Annotated in this window: 15 protein-coding genes; 12 read left to right on the plus strand and 3 right to left on the minus strand. The window is 72.9% G+C overall.

The features are described 5' to 3' along the window. Positions 1-52: 52 nt before the first annotated feature. From pheS to BKA00_RS06865, 3 genes are all read left to right on the plus strand, one after another. Positions 53-1,162, plus strand: coding sequence for a phenylalanine--tRNA ligase subunit alpha (gene pheS / locus BKA00_RS06855; protein WP_185024118.1), 1,110 nt, complete (start codon positions 53-55; stop codon positions 1,160-1,162). Continuing rightward, entirely contained in the window at positions 1,162-3,639 is a 2,478-nt protein-coding gene (gene pheT / locus BKA00_RS06860) for a phenylalanine--tRNA ligase subunit beta (protein WP_185024119.1), read from the plus strand. The genes pheS and pheT overlap by 1 nt, the downstream gene beginning before the upstream one ends. Positions 3,640-3,952: 313 nt before the next feature. Further along, complete coding sequence (locus tag BKA00_RS06865; RefSeq protein ID WP_185024120.1) at positions 3,953-5,569, plus strand: ABC-F family ATP-binding cassette domain-containing protein; 1,617 nt, start codon at positions 3,953-3,955, stop codon at positions 5,567-5,569. A 55-nt stretch (positions 5,570-5,624) separates the two neighbouring features. Here the strand turns inward: BKA00_RS06865 and BKA00_RS06870 are convergent, their stop codons facing one another. The 3 genes from BKA00_RS06870 to BKA00_RS06880 form a co-directional block, all read right to left on the minus strand. Beyond that, on the minus strand, positions 5,625-6,464 hold the full coding sequence (locus BKA00_RS06870) for an ABC transporter permease (RefSeq protein ID WP_185024121.1): 840 nt from the start codon (positions 6,462-6,464) through the stop codon (positions 5,625-5,627). Between the two features lie 130 nt (positions 6,465-6,594). Then, positions 6,595-7,563, minus strand: coding sequence for an ABC transporter ATP-binding protein (locus BKA00_RS06875; protein ID WP_185024122.1), 969 nt, complete (start codon positions 7,561-7,563; stop codon positions 6,595-6,597). Further along, complete coding sequence (locus BKA00_RS06880; RefSeq protein ID WP_185024123.1) at positions 7,560-8,057, minus strand: MarR family winged helix-turn-helix transcriptional regulator; 498 nt, start codon at positions 8,055-8,057, stop codon at positions 7,560-7,562. Before BKA00_RS06880 ends, BKA00_RS06875 begins: the two co-directional genes overlap by 4 nt. Positions 8,058-8,222: 165 nt before the next feature. Between BKA00_RS06880 and argC the strand changes: the two genes are divergently transcribed. The 9 genes from argC to tyrS all read left to right on the plus strand — a co-directional run bounded on the left by argC (position 8,223) and on the right by tyrS (position 17,757). Then, complete coding sequence (gene argC / locus BKA00_RS06885; RefSeq protein ID WP_185024124.1) at positions 8,223-9,251, plus strand: N-acetyl-gamma-glutamyl-phosphate reductase; 1,029 nt, start codon at positions 8,223-8,225, stop codon at positions 9,249-9,251. Then, on the plus strand, positions 9,248-10,405 hold the full coding sequence (gene argJ, locus BKA00_RS06890) for a bifunctional glutamate N-acetyltransferase/amino-acid acetyltransferase ArgJ (RefSeq protein ID WP_185024125.1): 1,158 nt from the start codon (positions 9,248-9,250) through the stop codon (positions 10,403-10,405). The genes argC and argJ overlap by 4 nt, the downstream gene beginning before the upstream one ends. A 23-nt stretch (positions 10,406-10,428) precedes the next feature. Continuing rightward, positions 10,429-11,337, plus strand: a complete 909-nt coding sequence (argB, locus tag BKA00_RS06895; RefSeq protein ID WP_420829712.1) for an acetylglutamate kinase — start codon at positions 10,429-10,431, stop codon at positions 11,335-11,337. 53 nt (positions 11,338-11,390) lie between these two features. Continuing rightward, a complete protein-coding gene (locus BKA00_RS06900; RefSeq protein ID WP_185024127.1) occupies positions 11,391-12,584 on the plus strand; it encodes an acetylornithine transaminase in 1,194 nt (397 codons plus the stop codon). Between the two features lie 2 nt (positions 12,585-12,586). Then, the gene (argF, locus tag BKA00_RS06905; RefSeq protein ID WP_185024128.1) at positions 12,587-13,504 is read left to right on the plus strand and encodes an ornithine carbamoyltransferase; all 918 of its coding nucleotides are present in this window, start codon (positions 12,587-12,589) and stop codon (positions 13,502-13,504) included. Between the two features lie 8 nt (positions 13,505-13,512). After that, the gene (locus BKA00_RS06910) at positions 13,513-14,052 is read left to right on the plus strand and encodes an arginine repressor (protein WP_185033804.1); all 540 of its coding nucleotides are present in this window, start codon (positions 13,513-13,515) and stop codon (positions 14,050-14,052) included. Between the two features lie 153 nt (positions 14,053-14,205). Further along, positions 14,206-15,624, plus strand: a complete 1,419-nt coding sequence (gene argH, locus BKA00_RS06915) for an argininosuccinate lyase (protein WP_185024129.1) — start codon at positions 14,206-14,208, stop codon at positions 15,622-15,624. An 88-nt stretch (positions 15,625-15,712) separates the two neighbouring features. Further along, complete coding sequence (locus tag BKA00_RS06920; RefSeq protein ID WP_185024130.1) at positions 15,713-16,348, plus strand: DNA-3-methyladenine glycosylase; 636 nt, start codon at positions 15,713-15,715, stop codon at positions 16,346-16,348. 131 nt (positions 16,349-16,479) lie between these two features. Next, entirely contained in the window at positions 16,480-17,757 is a 1,278-nt protein-coding gene (gene tyrS, locus BKA00_RS06925) for a tyrosine--tRNA ligase (protein ID WP_185024131.1), read from the plus strand. Positions 17,758-18,269: the final 512 nt, after the last annotated feature.

The following is an 18,269-nucleotide window of genomic DNA, read 5'->3' on the forward strand; positions in this document are numbered from 1 at the left end:
CCCGCGCACTAGACTGCGGGCGTCCCACGCCGACCGGAGTCGATCACACCACATGTCTGCACCCAACAAGTCCTATGACCCCGTCGAGGTGTCCGCGCTGCAGCCCGATGAGCTGGAGCGGGCCCGCGCCGAGGCGCTCGCGGCGATCGCCGCGGCCGCCGACCTCGACGCACTGAAGCAGGTCCGGCTGGCGCACGCCGGCGACCGCTCCCCGCTGGCCCTGGCCAACCGCGAGATCGGCGCGCTGCCGCCCGCGGCACGGGCCGAGGCCGGCAAGCGCATCGGCGCCGCCCGGGGGGCGGTGGCGAAGGCGCTCAAGGAGCGCCAGGCCGAGCTGGAGGACGAGCGCGACCGCCGCGTCCTCGTCGAGGAGACCGTCGACGTCACCCTCCCGTGGGACCGCGCTCCGCGCGGCGCCCGCCACCCGCTGACCACGATGCAGGAGCGGATGGCCGACGTCTTCGTCTCGATGGGCTTCGAGGTCTCCGAGGGGCCCGAGGTCGAGGCGGAGTGGTTCAACTTCGACGCCCTGAACTTCCTGCCCGACCACCCGGCCCGCACCATGCAGGACACCTTCTTCGTCGAGTCGGAGGACTCCGGGCTGGTGATGCGCACCCACACCTCGCCGATGCAGATCAGGTCGCTGCTGTCGCGGCCGCTGCCGGTGTACGTGGTGGCGCCGGGCCGCACGTTCCGCACCGACGAGCTCGACGCCACGCACAGCCCGGTGTTCCACCAGCTGGAGGGCCTCGCCGTCGACGAGGGGCTGACGATGGCCGACCTGCGGGGCGGCATCGACGCGTTCGTCACCGGGATGTTCGGCGAGGGGCTGAAGACGCGGTTCAGGCCGTCGTTCTTCCCGTTCACCGAGCCGTCCGCCGAGGTGGACATGCAGTGCTTCGTGTGCCGGGGCGCGTCCGCGGAGCCGGGCGGCGACCCGTGCCGCACCTGCGGTTCGGAGGGCTGGATCGAGCTCGGCGGCTGCGGCATGGTCAACCCGCGGGTGCTGGTGGCCTGCGGGGTCGACCCGGACCGCTACAGCGGCTGGGCGTTCGGGCTGGGCGTCGAGCGGACGCTGATGTTCCGGCACGGCGTGGAGGACATGTACGACATGGTGGAGGGTGACGTCCGGTTCACCCTCCCGTTCGGGACGGAGATCTGATGCGGGCCCCGCTTTCCTGGCTGCGCGAGCACGTCGAGCTTCCGGCCGACGTCACGGGCCGCGCGCTGGCCGCCGAGCTGATCGCGGCGGGCCTGGAGGTCGAGACGGTCGAGTCGCCCGGCGCCGACATCGCCGGCCCGCTCGTGGTCGGCGAGGTCCTGGCGATCGAGGAGCTGACCGGCTTCAAGAAGCCGATCCGGCACTGCCAGGTGGACGTCGGCGACGCCAACGGCACGGGGGAGCCGCAGAGCATCGTCTGCGGCGCCGTCAACTTCTCGGTCGGCGACCGCGTCGTGGTCATCCTGCCGGGGGGCGTGCTGCCCGGCGGTTTCGAGATCGGCGCCCGCAAGACCTACGGCCGGATGTCGGCGGGCATGATCTGCTCGGTGGACGAACTCGGGATCGGCGAAGACCACGGCGGGATCCTCGTCCTGCCGCCGGACACCCCCGTCGGCACGGACGCGATCGAGCTGCTCGGGCTGCGCGACGACGTCCTCGACATCGCCGTGACGCCCGACCGCGGCTACGCGCTGTCCATCCGCGGCATCGCCCGCGAGGCGGCCATCGCCTACGGCGTGCCGTTCAAGGACCCGGCGGCCGTGGAACCGCCCCCCGAGGACGCGCCGAGCTACCCGGCGAGCATCGGCGACCCGTCCGTGTGCGACCGGTTCGTCCTGCGCGAGGTCAGCGGCTTCGACCCGGACGCGCGGACCCCGGTGTGGATGCAGGTGCGCCTGTACCGCGCGGGGATGCGGCCGGTGTCGCTGGCGGTCGACATCACCAACTACCTGATGCTGGAGCTCGGGCAGCCGCTGCACGCGTTCGACCGGAACAAGCTGACCGGCCCGATCGTCGTGCGGCGCGCCGAACCCGGCGAGCGGCTGGAGACGCTGGACCACGTCAAGCGGACCCTCGACCCCGACGACATCCTCATCACCGACGCGTCGGGGCCGATCTCGATGGCCGGGACGATGGGCGGCCTCGCCACCGAGATCGACGACCGGTCGACCGACATGGTCGTCGAGGCCGCGCACTTCGACGCCATGGGCACCGCCCGGATGAGCCGCCGGCACCGGCTGCACAGCGAGGCGTCCCACCGGTTCGAGCGCGGCGTCGACCGCGAGCTGCCGCTGTACGCCTCGTACCGGGCGGTGCGGATGCTCGCCGAGCTGGGCGGCGCGAAGATCGTGGCCGGTGTCACGCACGCCGAGGCGCCGGTCGAGCGGCCCGTGGTGACGATGCCGGCCGGGCACCCCGACCGGGTGGCGGGCGTGGTCTACGGCCGCGACGCGGTCGTCCGGCGCCTGGAGCAGGTCGGCTGCGCGGTGTCCGGCGACGACGTGCTGACGGTGACGCCGCCGTCCTGGCGTCCCGACCTCACCGCGCCCAACGACCTCGCCGAGGAGGTCATCCGCCTCGAGGGGTACGAGGACATCCCGGCCCGGGCGCCGCGCCCGGCGGCGGGCAAGGGCCTGACCGCCGAGCAGCGGCTGCGCCGCCGGGTCGGCCGCGCGCTCGCCGGCGCCGGGTACGTGGAGGCGCTCGCCTTCCCGTTCGTCGCCGAGAAGGACCTGGACGGCCTCCAGCTCCCGGCGGACGACGCGCGGCGTCGGACGCTGCGGCTCGCGAACCCGATGTCGGAGGAGGAGCCGCTGCTGCGCACCACGCTGCTGCCGGGCCTGCTCAAGGTGCTGGCGCTCAACACGGGGCGCGGCTTCGGCGACACCGCCCTGTTCGAGATCGGTGTGGTGTTCCGCCCGCGCCCGGACGCCCCGGAGCGGGCGCCTCGGCTCGCCGTGGACCGCGGCCCGACGGCCGAGGAGGTCGCCGGGCTGGAGGCCGCGCTGCCCGACCAGCCGTACCGCGTCGCGGTGGTGCTGTCGGGCGACCGCGAGCCGTCGGGCTGGTGGGGCGGGGGCCGTCCGGCGCTGTGGGCGGACGCGGTGGAGGCCGCCCGCACGGTGGCCCGCGAGGTCGGCGTCGAGCTGGCGGTGAAGGCCGACCAGCACGCGCCCTGGCATCCCGGCCGCTGCGCCGCGCTGTACGCGGGCGACACCCTCGTCGGGCACGCCGGCGAGCTGCACCCGCGCGTCACGAAGGCGTACGGGCTGCCCGCGCGGTCGTGCGCGATGGAGCTGGAGCTGCGCCGCCTCGGCGAGCCGGCGACCGTCCGCGCGCCGCACGTGTCGTCCTACCCGGTCGCGATGCAGGACGTCGCGCTGGTCGTGGACTCCGCGGTGCCGGCCGCGGAGGTCGAGGCGGCCCTGCGCGACGGGGCGGGCGGGCTCCTGGAGGCGATCCGGCTGTTCGACGTCTACACGGGCGAGCAGGTGGGCGAGGGCCGCAAGTCGCTGGCGTACTCGCTGCGGTTCCGCGCCCCGGACCGGACGCTGACGGCCGAGGAGGCGTCGCAGGCCCGCGACTCCGCCGTGGCCGCCGCCTCCGAGCGGACCGGAGCCGCCCTGCGCGGCGCCTGACGGAACGCGGGCGTGCCCCGGATCCTCGCGCGGGGTCCGGGGCACGCTCGCGTCCCGGCCGAGACCAAGTCCTAACGCTACTTGTGTTGCGATAGGCCGTCGGGTAGTCTCGACCGCGTCACATCGCCGCCCGGTAGGGGAGTCCATTGAGGATCTGAGGTCCGACACCGCGCAGTGGCCGCTCTCCGGCCCGCGCACGTGACCTCAGTGCGGACTCTTCCCCGCCGGGCTTTGCCATGCCCGCCGGCGCGTCGCGCGTTCCGCGGTGTCTCCATGCGTTCCGCATCTTTTTCACCACCATGGAGGCCGCCCAATGTCATTCGCCATCGTGTGCTCGGACCTGTCGTTCGCGTGGGAGGACGGCACCGTCGTGCTGGACGGGCTGGACGCCGCGTTCGGCACCGGCAGGACCGGCCTGATCGGCGTCAACGGCTCCGGCAAGTCGACCCTGCTGAGGATCATCGCCGGCGAGCTGCGCGCCGGGTCGGGCACCGTCAGCGTCGACGGGGAGACCGGCTACCTGCCGCAGAACCTCGTCCTCGACGACACCGCCACGGTCTCGGACCTGCTCGGCGTCACCGCGACCCGCGCGGCCCTGCACGCGATCGAGCGCGGCGAGGCCACCGAGGAGAACTTCGCCGCCGTCGGGGACGACTGGGACGTCGAGGAGCGCGCCGCCGCCGAGCTCGACCGGCTCGGCCTCGGCCACCTGGGGCTCGACCGCACGGTCCCCACGCTGTCGGGCGGTGAGGCCGTGATGGTCGGGCTGGCCGCGCGGTTCCTGGCCCGCCCCGACGTCCTGCTGCTCGACGAGCCGACCAACAACCTGGACCTGGACGCGCGCGACCGCCTGTACGAGGCGGTGGAGACCTGGACGGGCGTGCTCGTCGTCGTCAGCCACGACCGGGAGCTGCTCGACCGGGTCGACGAGATCGCCGACCTGCGGGAGGGCTCCGTCCGGTCCTTCGGCGGCAACCTGTCGGGCTACGAGGACCTGCTCGCGGTGGAGCGGGAGGCCGCGGAGCGGACGGTCCGGGCCGCCGAGACCGACCTGCGCCGCCAGAAGCGCGAGCTGGAGGAGGCGCAGGTCAAGCTTGCCCGCCGTAAGCGCTACGGCAACAAGATGCAGGAGAGCAAGCGCGAGCCGAAGATCGTGATGGGCGAGCGCAAGCGGCAGGCGCAGGTCTCGGCCGGCAAGCACCGCATCATGCACGAGGAGCGGCTCGCCGGCGCCCGCACGCGGCTCACCGAGGCCGAGGGGGCCGTCCGCGAGGACGCCGAGATCCGCGTCGAGTTGCCCGCCACCCGCGTCCCGGCGGGGCGGACGGTGCTCACCGTCACGGGTCTCGCCGCCCCCGAGCCGGAACCCGGCACGCTGGAGGAGCTGATCGTCCGGGGACCGGAGCGGATCGCGCTGGTCGGGCCCAACGGCTCGGGCAAGACCACGTTCCTGCGGATGCTCGTCGGCGACGGCGTCCCCGAGGGCGCGGCCGTGAAGATCGGGGTGGACGGGGTGCGGTATCTGCCGCAGCGGCTGGACGTCCTGGACGGTGACCTCAGCGTGGCCGAGAACGTCCGGGCGCAGGCGCCGTCCGCGCCGCCGGCGCGGATCCGGGCGGGGCTGGCGCGGTTCCTGTTCCGCGGCGCGCGGGCCGACCAGCCGGCCGGGACCCTGTCGGGCGGCGAGCGGTTCCGCGCCGTGCTGGCGTCGCTGCTGCTCGCCGAGCCGGCCCCGCAGCTGCTCCTGCTGGACGAGCCGACGAACAACCTCGACATGGCCAGCGCCGCGCAGCTCGGGCAGGCGCTCGCGGCCTACGAGGGGGCTCTGATCGTGGTCAGCCACGACGTGCCGTTCCTGCGCACTCTCGGCATCACCCGCTGGTTGCGGATGGACCGCTCGTGCGGCCTCACGGAGGTCGAGCCGATGTAGCGCACACGGCGGCCCCCGCGCGGAGGGTTCCGCGCGGGGGCCGCCGCGGTGCCGGTCAGGTCAGCACGCGCTTGGTGAAGGTGCGGGTCGCCCCCCACGTCAGCAGGACCGTCCCGCCGACGATGGCGAGCATGAACGCCCACACCGGCATGTGCGGGATCTCCGGCGTGAGCGCGCTGCGCAGCCCCTCGCTCACGTACACGAGCGGGTTGAACAGGCTGAGGATCTGGAGCCAGCGGATGTTGTCCAGCGCCGACCAGGGGTAGTAGACGCAGCCGAGCATCGTCATCGGCAGCAGGACCATCGCGAACAGCATCTGGACCTTCTGCGGGTTCATCAGCGTTCCGAGGAGCAGCCCGCCGGACGCCGACATCAGCGCCCCGACCACCATCACGGCGATCAGCACCGGCCAGTTGTCCACGTGCACCTCGGGCGACTGCCCGTCGGCGTGGATGAACAGCACCGCGGGGAACACCAGCAGCCCGCCGATCAGGCCCTGCACCGCCGCCGCGATGATCTTCTGGACGGCCAGCAGCGGCACCGGGACCGGCGCCAGCGCACGGTCGGTGATCGACTTCTGCCAGTTCAGCTCCATCATCAGCGGGAAGATCACCGCCATCATCGCCTGCATGATGATCGACGACCCGACGAGCCCGGGCAGCAGGATGGTGGAGAACGTGGGCCCGCCAGGCCCGCCCGCCATGGCGCCGCCGCCGAGCTTCGGCAGCACGTAGGCGAACACGAACACGAACATGACCGGCTGCACCAGCACCCGGACGAACGTGGACAGGAAGTTCTTGCGCATCACCCGCGCCTCGCGCGCCATCATCGCGGCGAACGTGCGGGGGACGGTGGCCCGCGCCGGCGGCGGCGGTGCCAGAACGGTGACGCTCATTGCTTTCCTCCATCGCGGCCACGAATCGTGGCAGGAGTGATGCTTCTGGTGACGCCCGGTCGGTGAGAACTGAACCGACCGGGTCTACCGCTGGGCTGGGTTGAAACCCGTTGCTTGGGCAGGGACGGGGTCAATCGCGGTAGTCCCTTCCGGTGAGGGAGAGGAAGACGGTCTCCAGACTGGGACGCAGTTGGCTGGCGTCGGTGACTCCGACGCCGGCCACGGACCCGATTTCCACGAGCTCGCCGAGGATCCCCTCGGGCTCGGCGGCGAACACGCGCACCTGGCCGTCGTTGACCTCGACCTTGCTGATGCCCTCCCGGTCGGCGAGGGCCTTGATCCCGTCGGGGGCGGGGGAGTCGTAGGCCACGGTGATGACCGTGTCCGCGCCGGCGCTGGACTTCAGCTGGTCCACCGTGCCGCTGGCGAGGACCTTGCCGTGGTCGACGACGGCGACCCGGTCGCAGAGCGCCTCGGCCTCCTCCATGTAGTGGGTGGTGAGCAGGATCGTCTGCCCGCCCGCCTGGAGCCCCCGCAGAACGTCCCAGAGGTTGGTGCGGGTCTGCGGGTCGAGCCCGGCGGTCGGCTCGTCCAGGAACAGCACCTCGGGGCCGTGCATGAGGGCGCGGCAGATCATCACGCGCTTGGCCTGCCCGCCGGAGATCTCGAACGGGTTGCCGCCGCGCTGCTCGGTCAGCCCGAACAGCTCCAGCAGCTCGGCGGCGCGCTTGCGGGCGTCCCGCGCGCCGAGCCCGAAGTACCGGCCGCGGAACTCCAGGTTCTCGGCGACGGTGAGGTCGCTGTCGAGCGTGTTGTTCTGCGAGACGACGCCGATGCGGCGCTTGATCTCGACCGCGTCGCGGACCACGTCCAGGCCGGACACGCTGGCGGTGCCGCCGGTCGGGACGACGAGCGTGGTGAGCATGCCGATGGTGGTCGACTTGCCCGCGCCGTTCGGGCCGAGCAGGCCGAAGAACTCGCCGCGCGGGACCTCCAGGTCGATGCCCTGGACGGCGGGCACCGCCGGACGCGGGCCGGACGCGGGATAGGTCTTCTTCAGGTCGACTGTGCGAACGGCGGTTTCGGGGGGATTGGTCACGCGCCGTCTCCCTTTCCTTCTTCGTCGGGGGAGTAGTTCTCGAACTTGTGGATCAGCTTGAGCAGGAACCGGCGGACGGCCGCCTCGTCGTCCTCGCCGACGACGTCGTAGAGGCCGGAGAGGTCGCGGCCGATGGGGCCGGACTTCTCGGCGAGGAACCGGCGGCCGGAGTCGGTGATGAGCAGCATCACGCCGCGCCGGTCACGGTAGGAGCGCTCGCGCCGGACGTGGCCGTTGCGCTCCAGCGTGTCGACGACCGAGGTGACCGTGGCGGGGGTGACCATCAGGCGCTTGGCGACCTCCCCGGGGCGCAGGCCGTCCTCGACGATGAGCAGGCGGAGCAGGAAGAAGCCCGCCGGGCTGATGCCGTGCCGCTCGATGATGCGCCACACGATGGGGCCCGACAGCCGTGAGGCGGCGCCGAAGAGCCGCCCGATCGGCCACTCCTCCACGGGACCGAACGTCTTCAGGTCGTCGAGGCCGGGGTTCTCCATGCGAGCGATGTTAGGGCCCTGATGTTTAGATAGCAAATCATTAGATACCTAACTACCTCTCACTGTGGCGCTCGTCTCAACGGTGTGAAAGACGTTACCCGTCGTTGAATAGACATCCAGCCTCATGCATACTCTTGCTTGACGTCAGCGAAGGGCAGAGTGGACATGGGAATCCGGACGGCGGTCGCCGGCGCCAGCGGTTACGCGGGCGGCGAGGTGCTGCGCATCCTGGCGGGGCATCCAGAGTTCGAGATCGGCGCGCTCACGGCGGGCTCCAACGCGGGCACCGAGCTCGGCGCGCACCAGCCCCACCTGCGATCCCTGGCCGGACGCGTCCTGGAGGAGACCACCCCCGGCACGCTCTCCGGCCACGACGTGGTGTTCCTGGCGCTGCCGCACGGCCGGTCCGGGCCGCTCGCCGAGCAGCTGGGCGGGGACGTCCTGGTCATCGACTGCGGCGCCGACCACCGCCTCGCCGACCCCGGCGACTGGGAGCGGTTCTACGGCACCCCCCACGCGGGCACTTGGCCCTACGGCCTGCCCGAACTGCCCGGCCGGCGCGACGCGCTGCGCTCCGCGAGGCGCGTGGCGGTCCCGGGCTGCTACCCGACGGCGGTCTCGCTCGCGATGTTCCCCGCGCTCGCCGCGGGCCTCGCCGAACCCGACGTCGTCGTGGTGGCGGCCTCGGGCACCTCCGGCGCGGGGCGGGCCCTCAAACCGCACCTGCTGGGCAGCGAGGTGATGGGCTCGGTGTCCGCCTACGCCGTCGGCGGCACGCATAGGCATACGCCCGAGATGATCCAGAACCTCAGCGCGGCGGCGGGGGAGCCGGTCTCGGTCTCCTTCACCCCGACGCTCGCGCCGATGAGCCGCGGAATCCTCGCCACCTGCTCGGCGAAGGCGCGTCCCGGCGTCACCGCCGCCTCGCTGCGCGCCGCCTACGCGCAGGCGTACGCGGGCGAGCCGTTCCTCGGGCTGCTGCCGGAGGGGCAGTGGCCCGCCACGTCCATGACCCTCGGCGCGAACACCGTCCTCGTCCAGGTCGCACTGGACGAGGCGGCCGGCCGCGTCGTCGTGGTCGCCGCCGTCGACAACCTCACCAAGGGCACCGCGGGCGGCGCGGTGCAGAGCGCCAACCTCGCCCTCGGCCTCCCGGAAGAACTCGGGCTGACCACGATCGGAGTGTCCCCTTGAGCGTCACCGCCCCCCGGGGTTTCCGCGCCGCCGGCGTCGTCGCCGGGCTGAAGGACAGCGGCAACCGCGACCTGGCCCTCGTCGTCAACGACGGGCCGTCCCGCGCGGCCGCCGGCGTCTTCACCCGCAACCGCGTGCGGGCCGCGCCCGTGCTGTGGTCCGAGCAGGTCCTCAAGGGAGCCCGCGTCCGCGCCGTCGTGCTGAACGCGGGCGGCGCCAACGCCTGCACCGGCGCCGCCGGCTTCCAGGACACCCACGCCACCGCAGAGAAGGCCGCCGAGGTGCTGGAGGACTCGGCGGGCGAGATCGCCGTCTGCTCCACCGGGCTGATCGGCGAGCGGCTGCCGATGGACCTGCTGCTGTCCGGCGTCGACAAGGCCGCCGCCGAGCTGTCGCGCGGGGACGGCGGGCTCGCCGCGGCCGACGCCATCCGCACCACCGACACCGTCGCCAAGATCTCCTTCCGGCAGGGCGCCGGCGGCTACATGATCGGCGCGATGGCCAAGGGCGCGGGCATGCTCGCCCCGTCGCTGGCCACCATGCTGTGCGTCGTCACCACCGACGCCGACCTGCCCGCCGACGCGCTGGACCGGGCGCTGCGCGCGGCCACCGGCACCACCCTCGACCGGCTCGACGCCGACGGGTGCATGTCCACCAACGACACCGTGCTGCTGCTCGCCTCCGGCGCCGCCGAGGTCGTCCCGGACGAGGAGGAGTTCACGGCGCTGCTCACCGAGGTGTGCGGCGACCTCACCCGGCAGCTGCTCGTGGACGCCGAGGGCGCCTCCAAGGCCATCGCGATCGAGGTCGTCGGCGCCGCCTCCGAGGACGACGCGGTCACGGTCGGCCGCTCCGTCGCCCGCAACAACCTGCTCAAGTGCGCCATCCACGGCGAGGACCCCAACTGGGGGCGGGTGCTATCGGCCGTCGGCACCACCGACGCGGTGTTCGAGCCCGACCACCTCAACGTCGCCATCAACGGCGTGTGGGTGTGCCGGAACGGCTCGTTCGGCGACGACCGCGACAAGGTCGACCTGCGCCCCCGCGACGTGACGATCACCGTGGACCTGTCCGCCGGGCCGCACAGCGCCACCGTCTGGACGACCGACCTCACGGCCGAGTACGTCCACGAGAACTCGGCGTACTCCACATGAGCGCCGTCACCCCGGGCGCGCAGATGCGCAAGAACCGGCAGGGCGTGATGGGCAAGGCCGAGACCCTGATCAAGGCGCTGCCGTGGCTGGAGCGCTTCCACGGCACGACCGTCGTGATCAAGTACGGCGGGCACGCGATGACCGACGAGCGGCTGCGGCACTCCTTCGCCGAGGACGTGGTGTTCCTGCGCTACGCCGGGCTGAGGCCGGTCGTCGTGCACGGCGGCGGCCCGCAGATCAACGCGGCGCTGGCCCGCAACGGCATCGACTCGACGTTCACCGCCGGGCTGCGGGTCACCACCCCGGAGGCCATGGAGGTCGTCCGGATGGTGCTGACCGGGCAGGTCCAGCGCGACGTGGTCGGCCTGATCAACCGGCACGGCCCGTTCGCGCTCGGCATGTCCGGCGAGGACGCGCACCTGTTCACCGCCGAGCGCAAGCACGCGGTCGTGGACGGCGCGCCCGTCGACATCGGCCAGGTCGGCGAGATCGTCGAGGTGCAGGTCGGGGCCGTGCGGGCGCTGCTGGACGACGGCCGCATCCCCGTCATCTCCAGCGTCGCCCGCGGCGACGACGGCGAGGTCTACAACGTCAACGCCGACACCGCCGCGGCCGCGCTGGCCGTGGCGCTGGACGCGGCGAAGCTCGTCGTCCTCACCGACGTCGAGGGCCTGTACGCGGACTGGCCGGAAAGCGACGACGTCATCGACCGGCTCACCACCGACGAGCTGGCCGTCCTGCTGCCCGGCCTGTCGGCGGGGATGGTGCCCAAGATGGAGGCCTGCCTGGCGGCCGTGCGCGGCGGCGTCCCGCAGGCCCACGTCCTGGACGGCCGGGTCCTGCACTCGCTGCTGCTGGAGATCTTCACCGACGAGGGAATCGGAACGATGGTGCTGCCCAGCCTCCCCGGAGCCCCGGCGGAGGAGAAATGAGCGCGGCGGACCAGGGGGTCGCGGACGGGCGCCCCCCACAGGGAGGAAGTCTCATGAGCGGTCTCGGAGAGCGGTTCGAGGCGGCGTTCATGCCGAACTACGGCGTCCCGCCCGTGGCGCTCGCGCGCGGCGAGGGCTGCCGGGTGTGGGACACCGGCGGCCGCGAGTACCTCGACCTCATCGCGGGGATCGCGGTCAGCTCGCTCGGGCACGCCCACCCCGCGCTCGTCGAGGCGGTCTCGTCCCAGGCCGCCGCCCTCGCGCACACGTCCAACCTGTTCCTGAACGAGCCGGAGGTGCTGCTCGCCGAGCGGCTGCGGGAACTGCTGGGCGGCGACGGGAAGGTCTTCCTCGCCAACAGCGGCGCCGAGGCGAACGAGTGCGCGCTCAAACTCGCCCTCAAGTACGGGAAGGCGAACGGGCGCCCGTACTTCGTCGCGGCCGAGAACGGCTTCCACGGCCGCACGCTCGGTGCCCTGAGCCTGACGGGCAAGGCCGCGATCCGGGAGCCGTTCGGGCCCTTCGCGATCGACGTCCGGTTCGTCCCGTACGGGGACGCGGACGCGCTCGACGCCGCGGTGGACGAGCACTGCGCGGCGGTGTTCCTGGAGCCCACGCAGGGCGAGGCCGGGGTCGTCCCGCCACCGGACGGGTACTTCGCCGCCGTCCGCCGGATCTGCGACGCGGCGGGCGCGCTGTTCGTCGCCGACGAGATCCAGTCCGCCATCGGCCGCACCGGCACCTGGTTCGCGTTCGAGCACGAGAACGCCAGGCCCGACGTCATCACCCTCGCCAAGGGCCTCGGCGGCGGCCTGCCGGTCGGGGCGTGCGTCGCGTTCGGCCCGCACGGCCGCCTGTTCGCCAAGGGCGACCACGGCAGCACGTTCGGCGGCAACCCGGTCGCCGCGGCGGCGGCCCTCGCGGTCCTCACCACCATCGAGAAGGACGGCCTGCTCGCCAACGCCGCCTCCGTGGGGGAGGCCCTGGCCGCCGGGCTCGACGCCGTCGACCACCCGCTGTTCGCGGGCGTGCGGGGCCGCGGCCTGTGGCGGGGCGCCGTGCTGACCGGGCCGCACGCGGCCGCCGTGGAGGCCGCCGCACGCGACGCCGGGTTCCTCGTCAACGCGGTCCAGCCGGACGCGCTGCGCATCGCGCCCCCGCTGATCCTGACCGCCGAGCAGGCGGGCTCGTTCGCCGAAGCGTTCCCCGGTATCCTCGACGCCGCCTCCCCCGAGCAGGAGAACTGACCGTGACCAGGCACTTTCTGCGGGACGACGACCTCAGCCCCGGCGAGCAGGCAGAGGTCCTCGACCTCGCCGCGCGGGTGAAGAAGGACCGCTTCGGCCACCGGCCGCTGGAGGGCCCCCGCTCGGTGGCCGTGCTGTTCGACAAGCCCTCCACCCGGACCCGGCTGTCGTTCGCCGCCGGCATCGCCGAGCTCGGCGGCAACCCCCTGGTGATGGACGCGGGCACCAGCCAGCTCGGCCGCGGCGAGACCATCGCCGACACCGCCCGCGTCCTCGAACGCCAGGTCAGCGCCATCGTGTGGCGGACGGGCGGGCAGGAGCGCATCGAGGAGATGGCCGCCGGCACCGCGGTCCCGGTCGTCAACGCGCTCACCGACGAGTTCCACCCCTGCCAGATCCTCGCCGACCTGCAGACCGTCCGGGAGGAGAAGGGCGGCCTCGCCGGCGCCACCCTCGCCTACTTCGGCGACGGCGCGAACAACATGGCGCACTCCTACCTGCTCGGCTGCGCCACCGCGGGGATGCACGTCCGGATCGGCGCCCCCGCCTCCCAGCCGCCCGACCCCGCGGTCGTCGGGCGCGCGGAGGAGATCGCCGCCGCCACCGGCGGGTCCGTGACGGTCACCGCCGACGCCGCCGGAGCCGCCGCCGGAGCCGACGTCCTCGCCACCGACACGTGGGTGTCGATGGGCCAGGACGGCAAGGACACCTCGCTGTACGAGCCGTACTCGGTGACCGAGGACCTGCTGGCCCTCGCCGATCCCGAGGCGGTCGTCCTGCACTGCCTGCCCGCCTACCGCGGCAAGGAGATCGCCGCGTCCGTCCTCGACGGCCCGCGCAGCCGCGTGTGGGACGAGGCCGAGAACCGGCTGCACGCCCAGAAGGCGCTGCTCGTGTGGCTGCTGGAGCGCGCCCGGTGACCACCCCCATGACCAAGGCCGCGCGGCACGCCCGGGTGATCGACCTGCTGACCCGGCACCCCGTGCACTCGCAGGGCGAGCTCGCCAAGCTCCTCGGCGACGAGGGCGTCGAGGTCACCCAGGCCACGCTCTCCCGCGACCTGGTCGAGATCGGCGCGGTGAAGCTGCGCGCCGACGACGGCAGCCTGATCTACGCCGTCCCCGGCGAGGGCGGCGAGCGGATCCGCCGCGCCCGCACCGGCGCCGCCGAGACCTTCACCGGCCGGCTGTCCCGGCTCGCCGCCGAACTGCTCGTGTCGGCCGAGGCGTCGGCGAACCTGGTCATGGTGCGCACCCCGCCGGGCGCCGCCCAGTACCTGGCCTCGGCGATCGACCACGCCGAATGGGCGTCCGTCCTCGGCACCGTCGCGGGCGACGACTCGATCCTGGTCATCGCCCGCGACCCGCACGGCGGGGAGGACCTCGCCCAGGCGCTGCTGCGGCTGGCCGGCACGCGCGAGCGACGAACCCAGGGGCCGCCGGGCGGCCCCGACCCCGACCCGTCCTGATCCGCGGGACGAGGCGGATCCGCCGTACGCTGTTGCGGACGACGGCACCGCCGTGTTCCCCCCGCGGGGGCGTCCGTGCCGTGCCCGGCAGAGGGCGGCATGGTGAGATGGCAGTTGACCGAACGACCAGTGGTGGGAAGTAGAGGATTCTCCGTGACCAAGGCACCGACGCGGCTGTGGGGCGGCCGGTTCGAAGGCGGCCCGTCGGACGCGCTCGCGAGGCTGTCGGTGAGCGTCCAGTTCGACTGGCGGCTCGCCCCGTACGACCTGATGGGATCGCGCGCGCACGCCCGCGTCCTCAACCGGGCGGGCCTGCTCACCGACGACGAGCTGGAGCGCATGATCGGTGCCCTGGACGACCTCGAGGAGGCGTGCCGCAGCGGCGAGTTCCGCCCCACGGTCGCCGATGAGGACGTCCACACCGCCCTTGAGCGGGGCCTGCTGGAGCGCCTCGGCGCCCTCGGCGGCAAGCTGCGCGCCGGCCGCAGCCGCAACGACCAGGTCGCCACCGACCTGCGCCTGTACCTGCGCGACCACGTCCGCCAGATCGTGTCCCGGCTGGTCGAGCTGGAGACCGCGCTGATCGCGCAGGCCGAGCACAACCTCGGCGTCGCCGCGCCCGGCATGACCCACCTGCAGCACGCCCAGCCCGTGCTGTTCTCCCACCAGCTCCTCGCGCACGTCCAGCCGCTCACCCGCGACATCGACCGGCTGCGCGACTGGGACCGGCGCGCCGCGGTCTCCCCGCTCGGCTCCGGTGCCCTCGCCGGCTCCTCCCTGCCGCTGGACCCGCAGGCCACCGCCGCCGAGCTCGGCTTCGACTCCGCCGCGCCCAACTCCATGGACGCCGTCGCCGACCGCGACTTCGTCGCCGAGTTCCTCTTCGCGGCCGCGCTGATCGGCGTGCACCTGTCCCGCCTCGGCGAGGAGGTGTGCCTCTGGGCCTCCCAGGAGTTCCGCTGGATCGAGATGGACGACACCTACGCCACCGGGTCGTCGATCATGCCGCAGAAGAAGAACCCCGACGTCGCCGAGCTGGCGCGCGGCAAGGCCGGCCGCCTCATCGGGCACCTGGTCGGCCTGCTCACGACCCTCAAGGGCCTCCCGCTCACCTACAACCGCGACCTCCAGGAGGACAAGGAGGGCGCGTTCGACGCCGTCGAGACGCTGCTGCTCGTGCTGCCCGCCGTGTCCGGGCTCATCGCGACGATGCGGGTCAACACCGAGCGGCTGGAGGCCCTCGCCCCGGACGGCTTCGCCCTCGCCACCGACCTCGCCGAGCTGCTGGTCCGCCGCGGCGTGGCGTTCCGCGACGCCCACGAGGTCGTCGGGCACCTCGTCGTCTGGTGCCAGGTCAACGACAAGGACTTCGACGACCTCACCGACGAGGAGCTCGGCAAGGTGTCGCCGCACCTGACGCCGGACGTCCGCGAGGTGCTGAACGTCCAGGGCGCCCTCGCGTCCCGCAAGGCCTACGGGGGGACGGCGCCCGACCGCGTCCGCGAGCAGATCGGCGCGCTGCGCACGCTCGTCAACGGCCACGCCGCGTGGGCCGCCGGCTCGGACTCCTGACCCGGCGGGACGGGGGCGGCCGCCGCGGTGCGGGCCGCCCCCTAGGCTGGTCGACCGGCGGAGCTGTCCCCTAGACCACGGTGAGGCGATGGACGGAGCGTTGCTGCCCCGGGCGTTCTTCGACGGCCCGGTGGAGGAGGTCGCGCCCGCGCTGCTCGGGCACGTGATCAGCCACCGCACCCCGGAGGGGGAGGTGGCGGCCCGGCTGACCGAGGTGGAGGCCTACGCGGGCCCGCTCGACCCGGCCTCGCACGCCTACCGGGGCCGGACGCGGCGCAACGAGGTCATGTTCGGGCCGCCCGGGCACGTCTACGTCTACTTCACCTACGGCATGCACTTCTGCATGAACCTCGTGTGCGGGCCGGACGGGACGTCCATGGCGGTGCTGCTCCGCGCCGGTGAGATCATCGCGGGGGAGGATGTCGCCCGGGCGCGCCGCCCGCGCTCGACCGTCCGCGACCTGGCCCGCGGCCCGGCCCGGCTCTGCCAGGCCCTCGGCGTCGCCCGCGAGCAGAACGGCCTGGACGTGTGCGCGCCGGGGGGACCGATGACGGTCCGGAGAGGCGAGCCCGCCGACCCCGCGCTGATCCGCAACGGTCCCCGGACCGGCGTCAACGGCGCCAAGGAGGTCCCGTGGCGGTTCTGGATCGACGGCGACCCCACCGTCTCCCCCTACCGCCCGCACGTCCCGAGGCGGCGCGGGAAGATCACCGCCGAGGGCTGACCCGCCGCGGCCACCCTGGTCGGCCGGTAGCCGCCCCGCCACGGCGGACGTTGAATATCGTTGGCGTGACAGCCGCCCGCCAGTGCAGCCTGGGGGCGTACACCGAAAGCAAGCCGGAGACGAGGGAGACCGTGACCGACATTTTGGATGATCTCGCGTGGCGCGGCCTGATCGCGCAGTCCACCGACCTGGACGAACTGCGGGCCATGCTCGCCGCGGGACCGGTCACCCTCTATTGCGGCTTCGACCCGACGGCGCCCTCGCTGCATCTCGGCAACCTCATCCAGATCCTCACGCTGCGCCGCTTCCAGAAGGCCGGGCACCGGCCGATCGGCCTGGTCGGCGGCGCCACGGGCCTGATCGGCGACCCGAGCGGCAAGAGCGCCGAACGCGTGCTGAACTCCGAGGAGACCGTCGCCGGCTGGGTCGAGCGGGTCCGCGGCCAGGTGTCGGCGTTCCTCGACTTCGACGAGGGCCCGACCGCCGCGACGATGGTCAGCAACCTCGACTGGACCGGCCCCATGTCGGCCATCGAGTTCCTGCGCGACATCGGCAAGCACTTCCCGGTCAACCGGATGCTGGCCCGCGAGACCGTCAGGGCCCGGCTCGACTCCACCGGGATGAGCTACACGGAGTTCAGCTACGTCCTGCTCCAGTCCATGGACTTCCTTGAGCTGTACCGGCGCCACGGGTGCCGGCTTCAGACCGGCGGAAGCGACCAGTGGGGCAACCTCACCGCGGGCGTCGACCTGATCCGCCGCGTGGAGGGGGGAAGCGCGCACGCGCTGACCACGCCGCTGCTGACCAAGGCGGACGGGTCCAAGTTCGGCAAGACCGCGGGCGGCGAGACCTACTGGCTCGACCCCGAGCTGACGTCGCCCTACGCGTTCTACCAGTTCTGGATCAACGCCGACGACCGGGACGTGGAGAAGTTCCTGAAGTTCTTCAGCTTCCGTTCCCGCGAGGAGATCGAGGACCTCGCCAAGCAGGGCGCCGACCGCCCGGCCGCGCGGGCCCCGCAGCGGGCGCTCGCCGAGGAGATGACCACGCTCGTGCACGGGGCGGACGAGACCGCCCGGGTCATCGCGGCCTCCCGCGCCCTGTTCGGGCAGGGCTCGCTGGAGGAACTGGACGAGCGGACGCTGCACGCGGCCCTCTCCGAGGTGCCCCGCGCGGAGGTGCCCGTGGGAGAGCTGCCTTCCGTGGTGGACCTGCTGACGGCTTCCGGCCTGTGCAAGAGCAAGTCGGAGGCCCGCCGTGCCATCGCCCAGGGCGGCGCCTACCTCAACAACGCCAAGGTCGAGTCGGAGGAGGCGGTACCGGCGTCCGCCGACCTGCTCCACGGCCGCTTCCTCGTCCTGCGGCGCGGCAAGCGCAACGTGGGCGGCGTCGAGGTGACCGCGTCCTGAAGCGCCTTCCGACCGCCCGCCCGGACCCTTCCGGGCGGGCGGTCGTCATGAGGACGGCAAACTTCGGTAGATACACGTCACAGTGCGGTTACGACGGCCGGTGACCGGGCATGGTGGGAGGACTGAAAACAGCAGATGACCTGCGGATTCATGCCCCGCCCCGGCTGATTTGACGGTCCTGGCGGCGGGACCTAGTGTTCTACACGCCCCACGGGGGAGCGGGACGCCGAGAGGCGGCCGGCCCCGAGGGGAAACCTCCACAGACCCGGATGGGTGCACTACGTTGTGCGCAAAAGGGACTAGCGAGGCCGAACCGCCCGAAGTTGGTTAAACCGGGATGGATCGGGTAAGCTGGAGGGGTTGCCCCGGAGCCGGGGACCGCGAGAGCGGGTCCGGCGCGGTGGGTGTCCGTTTCTTGAGAACTCAACAGCGTGTTAAAAGCCAGTGCCTTTATCGGCTCGGCCATGTTTTGGCCGGGTCGCCCCGTGCCGCTCCACTTTGTGGGGTGGTGG

Origin of the sequence: Actinomadura coerulea, from assembly GCF_014208105.1 — a bacterium.
Taxonomy (GTDB): domain Bacteria; phylum Actinomycetota; class Actinomycetes; order Streptosporangiales; family Streptosporangiaceae; genus Spirillospora; species Spirillospora coerulea.

Excerpts from the sequence above, each read along its gene's own strand:
- pheS (WP_185024118.1), top strand. The coding sequence starts at position 53 with ATGTCTGCACCCAACAAGTCCTATGACCCCGTCGAGGTGTCCGCGCTG.
- pheT (WP_185024119.1), top strand. The coding sequence starts at position 1,162 with ATGCGGGCCCCGCTTTCCTGGCTGCGCGAGCACGTCGAGCTTCCGGCC.
- BKA00_RS06865 (WP_185024120.1), top strand. The coding sequence starts at position 3,953 with ATGTCATTCGCCATCGTGTGCTCGGACCTGTCGTTCGCGTGGGAGGAC.
- BKA00_RS06870 (WP_185024121.1), bottom strand. The coding sequence starts at position 6,464 with ATGAGCGTCACCGTTCTGGCACCGCCGCCGCCGGCGCGGGCCACCGTC.
- BKA00_RS06880 (WP_185024123.1), bottom strand. The coding sequence starts at position 8,057 with ATGGAGAACCCCGGCCTCGACGACCTGAAGACGTTCGGTCCCGTGGAG.
- argC (WP_185024124.1), top strand. The coding sequence starts at position 8,223 with ATGGGAATCCGGACGGCGGTCGCCGGCGCCAGCGGTTACGCGGGCGGC.
- argB (WP_420829712.1), top strand. The coding sequence starts at position 10,429 with ATGCGCAAGAACCGGCAGGGCGTGATGGGCAAGGCCGAGACCCTGATC.
- BKA00_RS06900 (WP_185024127.1), top strand. The coding sequence starts at position 11,391 with ATGAGCGGTCTCGGAGAGCGGTTCGAGGCGGCGTTCATGCCGAACTAC.
- BKA00_RS06910 (WP_185033804.1), top strand. The coding sequence starts at position 13,513 with ATGACCAAGGCCGCGCGGCACGCCCGGGTGATCGACCTGCTGACCCGG.
- BKA00_RS06920 (WP_185024130.1), top strand. The coding sequence starts at position 15,713 with ATGGACGGAGCGTTGCTGCCCCGGGCGTTCTTCGACGGCCCGGTGGAG.